The sequence below is a fragment of the Actinomycetes bacterium genome (assembly GCA_036000965.1).
In the GTDB taxonomy this organism is placed as follows: domain Bacteria; phylum Actinomycetota; class CALGFH01; order CALGFH01; family CALGFH01; genus DASYUT01.
On sequence record DASYUT010000184.1, the window covers coordinates 1 to 8,495 of the forward strand.

Sequence of the window (8,495 nt, forward strand, 5' to 3'; positions counted from 1 at the left end):
AGGACCTGATGACGACGCCCGTGGTCACCTTGAAGCCGGACGCCCACCTCAAGGACGTCGCCGGGATCTTGGTGCGGCGGGGGACCAACGCCGCCCCCGTGGTGGAGAACGGCCGCCTGGTCGGCATTGTGTCCGAGGCCGCACAGCGATCCAAGCGGCCAACCAGACGAGTACGGTAACTATCAGCCAGGTGCTGGACGGGCACGTGCGGTTGGACCTTGCGTGGCTGGACCGCGTCTGCCTCAACGGCTACGCCCCAACCTGCAAGTCAGCGGGCAGGTCGTGACCTTCTTGACCAAGCATCTGGGCAACCCGGTCCCGTCGCCGGCGCTGTTCAACCAGATCGGGGAGCGGTTCCGCGCCGCGGTGGCCCGCTTCGCCACCGCGCCGCGGTGGCCCGCTTCGCCACCGGCAACGACATCCCGGTGGCGCGCTGTCGCGTGGTGGGCGCCGGTCGCCGCGCTCGCGGCTGCCGCGGGGCTGCTGCTCAAGCTCGGCTGGTTCCATCCCTGGCTCACCGCCGGTGTGCTCCTCGACGTCGGCGTGCTGGCCGCCGTTGCGGCCGGCTGGCCGGCCGCACTGTTCTAGGAGCTGGGATACCCATGCACCGTCGCCTCCGACGAGACGAACATCCCGAGGAAGGGAAGGCACCGATGAAGGTTTCCAAGCGTTCCCGCCCGGTGCTCATCACCGTCGGCGCGAACGAGTCGCTGGCCGACGCGGCGGAGCGCATGCGCTGGTATGGGGTCGGGGCCCTGCCGGTCTACGAGCACCACGCGCTGGTCGGGATCGTGACCGAGTGTGACGTCACCGCCGCGGTCGCCGACGGTGTCGATCCCGCCCGCAGTCTGGTGCGGGACCACATGACCCCAGGACCGGCCACCGTAGCGCCCGACGCCGACCTGGCCGACGCAATCCGGATCATGGCCGAGCTCGGCGTCCGGCATCTCCCGGTCGTCGAGCGCCATCGGCCGGCCGGCATGCTGTCCATCCGCGACCTGATCGGGACGGGCACGTAAAGGCCGTCTTGCCGCCCGGCCACCCTTGCTTGCCTCGGTTCGCGAATGCTTCCATAGGGCCACCAACCTCTTCACCAGCCAGCCTGGCAAGGCACCACCGTCTTCGTCACGCTTCCGGTCTGGCGTGATCCTCATGGGCTCGCGGCCGGACCGATCTTGCGTCGCTGCTGCTCGGCAGCGTCGCCCACAAGGTTCTCCATCTCAGCCACCGTCCGGTGCTGATCGCACGCTGACGCTGCTCGCCGTCCGTACCATTCGGACCGAGCCGGCCGCCTCGCTCGGCGTACTCGATCATTCCGAACGGTGAGTCGATGCTGGTGTGATCGATCGACGACAACCGATCCTGTGCGCGTCGCAAGAGTTCCGCGTAACCGTTGGGCCACATGCTCACTCATCTCCCTTCACGATGGGCGCACACGAACCGAGTCCGCGAGTGCGTCCAGTGAGCGAGCCGCACCTTCGACGAAGACCTCCAGGTCCGGGCAGAGCTCCCGGTCGGCCACCGCGGTGAGGTTGAACTGCCCCGCGTAGGAGAGCGCGCCCACGCCGATCGACACGTTGCCCATGATGGGCACCACCGGGAACACCTCGAGCACCGGGGCGCCGGCGAAGTACAGCGGCACCGGCGGGCCGGGGACGTTGGCGGCGTAGGTGTTCATGACGTGCTGGTGGGGGGCGAGCCACAGCGCGGCGCGCTGGATCGGGACGTTGCGGAACAGCGTGCCGCCTTGCGGACGGCGCTTCGTCTTCCGCTTCGCTGTCTCGGCGGCGACCAGCTGCAACCTGCGCGCATCGTCGGGGTCACCGATGGGCAGCGGCACGACCATTGCTCCATCCAGGTTGCCGTGCGCCTGACCCGGTTGCTCGGTGTGCAGCGACACGGGAACGAACGCCCGCAGGACCAGCCCATCGACACGCTCGCCACGGCCGAGCAGCAGGTCGCGCAGGCCGGCAGCGAGGACGACCATCAGGACGTCGTTTACCTTCGCGTTGTGGGTGTGGGCGATCTGCTTGACGAGGTCGAGGTTGCCTCGGATGAGGGCGAAGCTGCGGTGGCTGCCGATCCGCTGGTTCAGGCTGGTCCGAGGCGCCCGCGCTTCCGCGAAGGCCTCGCGCGCCGCTGGCCATCCACGCCGCGCCTGGTGGACCGTCTCGGCAGGATGGGCAAGCATCGTACACGTGCGACCGAGCTGTTGGAGGCGCCGGCGCACGTTGTCGCCCAAGAGCTCACGCGTGGAGGGCATGGCTGCCGGCGTCCACGGCGGTTCGCTCGTCTTGGGTGGATCGGGGACGGGATCGACGAACGCGCCGAGCGCAGCGACCCCTGCGACGCCATCGGCGATCGCGTGGTGCACCTTCATGAACAACCCGACGCGTCCGTCGGGCAGACCGGGCAGGAACCACAGCTCCCACAGTGGCCGCGAACGGTTCAGCCGTCGATGCCGCAGCTTCCTCACACGCCAGCAGGAGCTGCGACTCATCGGCCGGAGGATCGAGCGGGAACACTCGGACGTGCTCGGCGATATCGACGGACGCAGCGTCGGTCCACAACGGCCAGCCCAGCCCAAACCGTGGGCGGTACAGCAGCTGCCGGAAGCGAGGAACAAGATGGAGCCTTCGTCGGATCTGATCGCGTGCCGTCTCGATCGGGAATCGACCATCGGCGTCGAGGAGCCGCCTGCCGTCGAGGATGGCGAGCGCGCCGATGTCCTGTGACCACCCCAGCTCCTCAGGCCAGAGCATCATGAGGTCCTGCGCGCTCAAGCGGTCCATGAGCCACCCCCGACCCGGCCCTGCTCCGACCGTGGCGCTTCCCCCTGAGGTGGGTGCATCCGGAACCGTCCGGATACAGCAGCCCCAGGCCCAGCGCGCGATCCATGCCGATGTGGGCGAACCAGACCAACGCCAGCGCGACGGCAAGGCCGGACCCGGTGACCACCCCGAACACGCCCAGGGCGGCGGGGGGAACGTAGGTGTGGGTCAGGTCGTACGCCACGGCACCGGCACGCTTGCTCCGAAGGTAACCCAGCAGGCCGAGGTCCGGTGCCGGCAACAGCGCTATGAACAGCCACCACGACCCCCCGTGCTTGCCGTACAGCACCGCCGCCATGGCAAGCAGCGCCACGCCTTCGCTTCGGAGCAGCACCAGCGGCAAGCCCGTCACCGCACCGCTGCCCCTCTTTGGGGGTCGGCGACGTGACCGGCGCGTCTGTGGGCTCAAACGCCGCGGTGACGTTCGCCGCAGTCTCGGTGGATGCCATCTTCCTCACCCGCGCGCTCTCGAGGGCGTCTAGAAATCAGGAGTCGCTCCGCAACCGTCGTTGTGGCCAATGGTGCTGGCGGACGCCGGTGGCGGTGAGAGGCAAAGGGCCTGCCGCGTCTGGGACCTACGGCAATGCCAGCAATGGACCGTCAACGTCTACCACGGCTGAGCTGCGACCGGTTGCACCGGCCCGATGGGTGGCACGGCTCGAGCGCGAAGGACCCCCTCGCCCTCCCCCGAAGGGCGCGGGGTCCGGCCGTTGCGCGGCTCAGGCGGGTGCTGCCCGTCCCCGCGTGCTGGTCCGTGGCGTTGACTGGGTGAACAGCTCGCCGCGGTGCCAGGGGGTGCCAAGCCTGGGCAGCAGGTAGCGGTCCAGGCCGTACCAGCCGGCGTTGCGCCAGGCCAGGATCAGCAGGCCCGCTACCACGATCATGGCCGGGTTGACGCCGGCGCTGCCGGCGAACACGAACGAGAAGTTCAGGATCGCCCCCAGGAACGCCATGATCCCGGTGAACATGCCCAGGATCAGGGCGATGCCGATGACCACCTCGCCGACGGCCACCGTCGGGCCGAGGACGGTGTGGCCGCTGTCGCGCACCCACTCCAGGAAGTTGACGTACCAGGAGTAGGCGATGTCGGGATGCTCCCCGGCGGTGCCGCGCTCCAGCGCGCCCCGCGCGAAGCCGGCGACGGCGTCGCCGACCTGCATGGTCCGCTGGCCGTCGGGGGTCTTGACGGTCCCGGCGCGAACCCAGCCGATGTTGCCGTCGCCGGTGAGGCTGTAGGCGGAGTCGCCCCAGTTCCAGAACCGCCAGGTGATGTTGCCGCCAAACAGCTTGCTCCAGCCCGCCTGCAGCCACTCCCAGCCCAGCCAGACCCTGGCCACCAGCCAGATCCAGCCGGCGGCGCTGGAGCCGAACAGCCACTTGGCGAAGCGCGGCTCCTCGATGTAGACCGGCCTGCCCGCCGTCCGTGCGGCACTCTGCGATGTCATGGTGCTGCTACGCCTCCTTCCGTTCCCGCGGCCGGCGACCGCAGCCGCCGTCTCGGGGTGTCCGCCGCCCTCTTCGCGGTGCGGCGGCTTCACGCTCCCAAGGTCGCGCATGCTGGCCCGCCCGTCATGGGCCAGATGACCGGGATCCTCATGGGCCGGAGGACCGGGGTGTGACGGGCCGTTCGGCCCACAACTGGGCGAGCCGGCCGTAGATTCGGGCCGTGCCCCTCGACGCGCCGGCGCGTCGGGTCGTGGGCCGTGGTCAGAGGCGCGGCCAGGGCCACGGCCCGGGCACGGCCAGCTCGCGGTCGTCATGGTGGTAGCCGAGCCGGTTGTCGACCCGTACCACCCCCTCGACGCCGTGGACCGCTAAGACCAGCAGCGGGACCAGGCTGCGCCGCTCGCAGGTGCCCTGCAGGCTGACCACGCCGTCGGAGACCTGCACCACGAAGGGGGCCGGGTCCATCATGAACTCGCGCAGGATCACCTGGTCGACGACCTCGCGGCGGAGCTCGGCGTCGGGCCGGGTGAACACGCCCAGCAGGTCCCCGCGGCTGACGATGCCGACCAGCGCGCCGGTGACCGGGTCGAGCACCGGGAGGCGCTTGACGTCGGCGCTGTGCATCAGCCGGGCAGCCTCGTCCACGGTGGCCAGCAGCCCGATGGTGACCGCCGGGCTGGTCATCAGCTCGCGGGCCACCGCACCGGCCGCCTTGGCGCGTTCCAGGCGCTGGCGGCGCCGCTCGAAGCGGGGTGCGTCCAGCCCGGCCTCGGGGTGCTCCTGCTTGAGGAGCAGGTCGGCCTCGGACACCACCCCGGTCACGTGCCCGGCCGCGTCCAGCACGGGTACGGCGCTGACCCGGTGGCGGGCGAGCAGCTCGACGATCTCCTTGAACGACGTCGACTCGTCGACCGCGACCACCGCGCGGCTCATCACGTCCTGGACCTTGGTCTTCATCGTGGCCTCCTCGCACTGCTTCTCGAGGTCATCAAACGCCCGTACCGGCCGTCTTCCCAGGGCCGACGGTCACGCTCCGAGCAGGTCACCCGGCCGTGGAGCTGGGTCCGGTGTCTGAGGCATGCTCGGGTCGCGGCGGCACACCACGGGAACCGCGATGCGCGTCAGGGCGCAGATCCCGTCCAGCCCGCAGAGCGCCGCCCGCTGCCACGTGCCCGCTCAGGCGAGCAGGTCGGTCCGGAAGGCCAGCCGGACGTGGCGTGGCACAGACGTTCCCGCGTGATCTCCTTCATGCCATGTCCCGCGGACCAGGCGGTCCGGCTAGTTCATGCGGGCAGGCCGACTACGACTCGGCAGCCTGGCACCGTCGCGGTTGGCTGCTGTGGTGATCCCGATGCCCGGGCAGGCTGTCCTGGTGAGGTGGTTGTGGTTCCGCCGCACACGGCGGGGCGTTCGGATCTAGGGCATGGGGCTCTTGGCCCTGTCCCGCGTGCCGGTGCCCTGCCAGCCTTGGTGGGCGGGGGCCGCTAGCCCGGCGCGGTCGGGACCATCGGCCCTATCGGCGCGGGGCCGCTGCCGCCAACGTGGCGATGCATCACCTGATGGAGAACCTGATGACCGGCGAGGTGGTGACCGTCGAGGCGGACGCGCCGGCGCTGTTGCGTTGCGCCAAACCGTGGCGTGCTGAGGCCGCCACCTCTGCCGCCACCTCTGAGGAGCCCAGAAAAGAGGGGTCCAACCGCCCTACTGCGCGCGGCTGCCTCGCCCGATCATGGGAAGGAGAAGTCTGTGCCGCGCTGAGGAGGATGACATGAAGCCCACGCGCATCTGGCTGGGGCTCGTGCTGCTGGCCCTCGGGACCTTCGGGATCCTGGACGTGACCGGCACGCTGGCATGGGGTCAGATGGTCAGCCAGTGGTGGCCGCTGGCGATCATCGGCTTCGGGCTGGCGGTCATGGTGGAGGGACGCTGCGTCTCGCTCGGCTCGGCCACCATCACGACGATCGGGTTGGCGCTGCTCATGGACAACCAAAACTGGTGGAACAAGGACGCCAGGAACGCGGTCTGGTCGTTGCTGCTGGCCAGCGTCGGCCTGGCGGTCCTGTTCGGCGTTGGCCTCGGCGGCAAGCCCGGGCGCCGGGACACGGGCCGGGAGGGATCCCGTGCCGAATCCGAAGGCTCAGAAGACCGCAATGACCACCGGGCGGGAAAGGAGGCGGCGTGATGCATCCCTGGGTGAGGCCGGGTCCCATCCGTGTCTCGGAACCGCCGCGCGGCTCAGGGGGAGAGCCGGAAGGGCGGGTACCTGTCGGTGACCAGCACGAAGGCGTAACCGATGACGCGGTTGTGCCAGCGGATGACGCCCTCCACGAAGTCGAACAGCCCCCGCGGGTAGCGCCCGGTGAACAGGATGGCGAACCAGGCGACGATCACCACCACGACCGCCGCGATGTCGAGGAAGAACAGCACGATGAGGTGGGGGATCGCCAGCAGCCACTTCACCAGGGGAAGCCACCGGTTCAGGTCGCGCTGCGCATCGGGGTAGGGGTAGTCCAGGTGCACCGCCTGGTGCTCGTCGGTGGAGGGGTAGTGGTCGTCCATCAGGGCCAGGTAGGCGCCCACCCGGTTGCCGAACCGCTGCAGCTCGAGGTTCCAGTCGAACCACCAGCGCGGGTACTTCTGCCGGAACAGGATCAGCAGCAGCGGACCGAGGAACAGCAGGCCACCGGCCCCGGCCGCGACGGCCCTGCCCCGGTCGGTGGTCCACTGCCAGGTCCCCCCGGACACGGTCCCCAGCACGATGAGGATCGGGATGGCCACGAAGAGCCGGAAGAACGTGGTCAGCCGATCGAGCGGTCGGTCCGGATAGTCCACCGAGAACCGAACCGGGTAGGCGGCAGGCTGCTGCATCCCTCTCTCCTCTCAGCCGTCGAGCGTCGGGGGGATTCCACTCCTACCGGCGGTGGGGCAGCAAGCGAGCCGGTCGCGAGCCCGATACGCCACTACCCCCACGGCGTGGCTGCCGCCCGGATGGTGTCGTCGTGCGTCCACGAGAGGCGGTCGACCACGCCGACCACCCCGTCCAGCGCGCTCACGTGATCGACGAGCTCGCGCGCGGTGCTGCGCCACGGCACCCTCCCGGACAGGGTCGCGACCCCGTCGCACACGTCGACCTGGACCGCCTGGGGGGGCAGGTTGAAGGTCGCGTGGAGCACTCCTGTGGTGATCTCGTGACGGATGTCGGCGTCCGGGCGGAGGAACACGCTGAGCAGGTCCCGCCGAGTGACCATGCCGACGAGCCGGCGCCGGTCGTCGACCACGGGCAGGTGCCTGACATCGCGCCGATGGAGCAGGCGGGCGGCCGCGTTGAGCGACGCCCCAGGCAGGATTGTGGTCACCGGTGTGGACATGAAGTCGGCGGCCGTGGCCCCGCCCGCCTTGGCGCGCTGCCTTCGCTGGGCGGCGCCCGCGAGGAAGGCGACCGGCTCGCCCGGCGGGTGCTCCTCCTTGAGCACAAGGTCGGTCGACGAGACGATCCCGAGCAGATGCCCGTCGGGGTCGACCACCGGCAGGGCGTTGATCTGGTGCTGCTGGAGGAGCTGCACCATCCTCTTGAAGGACGTGGCTGGCTGCACGCTGACCACCGGTGCGGACATCACGTCGCTGACCGAGTGTTTCATGCTCCCTCCCCTTGCCGCTGTCTGCTCGCGACGGTAGGTGGACGGAGCCACCGGTCCCAGAGCCGTAGGTCCCACGCTCTGGGGTGCGAACGACCCGGTCGCTGCGACGGCCAGGTCGAAAGGAGGAGATGCGCATCAGGCGCTGGTGGCCCGCTCGCTGATGCGCCGGTCGATGTCGTCCATGCCCGGCGCCCTGCTCTTGGCAATCAGGCCCTCGAGCGCCTGCTCAGGGAGGCTCCGGGCTGCGCGTACAGCACGACCTTGTCGCGAACGTATTCCTCGCCAATGTGCAGCAGCGAGGCGGCCACCACCAACCACCCGACGATCCGCACGGTCCACCTCCCTCCATCCGCGCTCCTAGCAGGTCGGACCTGCCTCCCCCAGGCGCCGCCATGGAGCGACCGGCTAGTGGGGCCAAACGGCTGATGCCGAGTGACCGAAGACCTTGGGAGCGCGAGAGGTGATCTGTTCCGGCCCGCTCATCGGCGTTGGGCAGGCCCGCAACCGCACCCGCCGGGCAGTAGAGCGCACCGTGCCGTTCGGGCTGGTGTGCATGAGCCTGGTGGTCGTCTGGTACGCC

11 protein-coding genes and 1 pseudogene are annotated in these 8,495 nt (G+C 69.9%); 4 read left to right on the forward strand and 8 right to left on the reverse strand.

Annotated features, from left to right (window positions below):
* The first annotated feature begins 291 nt into the window (after window positions 1-291).
* The 3 genes from VG276_16865 (at window position 292) to VG276_16875 (ending at window position 1,252) form a co-directional block, all read left to right on the forward strand.
* Entirely contained in the window at window positions 292-588 is a 297-nt protein-coding gene (locus VG276_16865) for a hypothetical protein (GenBank protein HEV8651014.1), read from the forward strand.
* Between the two features lie 65 nt (window positions 589-653).
* Entirely contained in the window at window positions 654-1,019 is a 366-nt protein-coding gene (locus VG276_16870; GenBank protein HEV8651015.1) for a CBS domain-containing protein, read from the forward strand.
* 167 nt (window positions 1,020-1,186) lie between these two features.
* Window positions 1,187-1,252 carry a hypothetical protein gene (locus VG276_16875; GenBank protein HEV8651016.1) on the forward strand — a complete coding sequence of 22 codons (66 nt, stop codon included), beginning with the start codon at window positions 1,187-1,189 and terminating at the stop codon, window positions 1,250-1,252.
* Between the two features lie 168 nt (window positions 1,253-1,420).
* On the opposite strand, the gene VG276_16880 is transcribed toward VG276_16875, so the two are convergent.
* The 5 genes and pseudogenes from VG276_16880 to VG276_16900 all read right to left on the reverse strand — a co-directional run bounded on the left by VG276_16880 (window position 1,421) and on the right by VG276_16900 (window position 5,234).
* Complete coding sequence (locus tag VG276_16880; GenBank protein ID HEV8651017.1) at window positions 1,421-2,500, reverse strand: wax ester/triacylglycerol synthase domain-containing protein; 1,080 nt, start codon at window positions 2,498-2,500, stop codon at window positions 1,421-1,423.
* A gap of 22 nt (window positions 2,501-2,522) precedes the next feature.
* Window positions 2,523-2,792: pseudogene (locus tag VG276_16885) on the reverse strand (wax ester/triacylglycerol synthase domain-containing protein).
* Window positions 2,749-3,183, reverse strand: coding sequence for a DUF4260 domain-containing protein (locus VG276_16890; GenBank protein ID HEV8651018.1), 435 nt, complete (start codon window positions 3,181-3,183; stop codon window positions 2,749-2,751). Before VG276_16890 ends, VG276_16885 begins: the two are co-directional and overlap by 44 nt.
* A gap of 367 nt (window positions 3,184-3,550) precedes the next feature.
* Window positions 3,551-4,276, reverse strand: a complete 726-nt coding sequence (locus VG276_16895; protein HEV8651019.1) for a DoxX family protein — start codon at window positions 4,274-4,276, stop codon at window positions 3,551-3,553.
* Between the two features lie 262 nt (window positions 4,277-4,538).
* Window positions 4,539-5,234 (reverse strand): CBS domain-containing protein, encoded by a 696-nt coding sequence (locus tag VG276_16900; GenBank protein HEV8651020.1) that lies wholly within the window; start codon window positions 5,232-5,234, stop codon window positions 4,539-4,541.
* 841 nt (window positions 5,235-6,075) lie between these two features.
* Between VG276_16900 and VG276_16905 the strand changes: the two genes are divergently transcribed.
* Window positions 6,076-6,459, forward strand: a complete 384-nt coding sequence (locus VG276_16905) for a hypothetical protein (GenBank protein ID HEV8651021.1) — start codon at window positions 6,076-6,078, stop codon at window positions 6,457-6,459.
* Window positions 6,460-6,512: 53 nt separating this feature from the next.
* Here VG276_16905 and VG276_16910 read toward each other — a convergent pair whose 3' ends face one another.
* From VG276_16910 to VG276_16920, 3 genes are all read right to left on the reverse strand, one after another.
* On the reverse strand, window positions 6,513-7,145 hold the full coding sequence (locus tag VG276_16910) for a DUF4389 domain-containing protein (GenBank protein HEV8651022.1): 633 nt from the start codon (window positions 7,143-7,145) through the stop codon (window positions 6,513-6,515).
* A gap of 92 nt (window positions 7,146-7,237) precedes the next feature.
* On the reverse strand, window positions 7,238-7,915 hold the full coding sequence (locus VG276_16915) for a CBS domain-containing protein (GenBank protein ID HEV8651023.1): 678 nt from the start codon (window positions 7,913-7,915) through the stop codon (window positions 7,238-7,240).
* 206 nt (window positions 7,916-8,121) lie between these two features.
* The gene (locus tag VG276_16920; GenBank protein HEV8651024.1) at window positions 8,122-8,247 is read right to left on the reverse strand and encodes a hypothetical protein; all 126 of its coding nucleotides are present in this window, start codon (window positions 8,245-8,247) and stop codon (window positions 8,122-8,124) included.
* Between the last annotated feature and the right edge of the window lie 248 nt (window positions 8,248-8,495).

Bases quoted from the DNA above. Each gene is read 5' to 3' on its own strand.
- VG276_16870 (HEV8651015.1), top strand. From the start codon at position 654: ATGAAGGTTTCCAAGCGTTCCCGCCCGGTGCTCATCACCGTCGGCGCG.
- VG276_16880 (HEV8651017.1), bottom strand. From the start codon at position 2,500: ATGAGTCGCAGCTCCTGCTGGCGTGTGAGGAAGCTGCGGCATCGACGG.
- VG276_16895 (HEV8651019.1), bottom strand. From the start codon at position 4,276: ATGACATCGCAGAGTGCCGCACGGACGGCGGGCAGGCCGGTCTACATC.
- VG276_16900 (HEV8651020.1), bottom strand. From the start codon at position 5,234: ATGAAGACCAAGGTCCAGGACGTGATGAGCCGCGCGGTGGTCGCGGTC.
- VG276_16910 (HEV8651022.1), bottom strand. From the start codon at position 7,145: ATGCAGCAGCCTGCCGCCTACCCGGTTCGGTTCTCGGTGGACTATCCG.
- VG276_16915 (HEV8651023.1), bottom strand. From the start codon at position 7,915: ATGAAACACTCGGTCAGCGACGTGATGTCCGCACCGGTGGTCAGCGTG.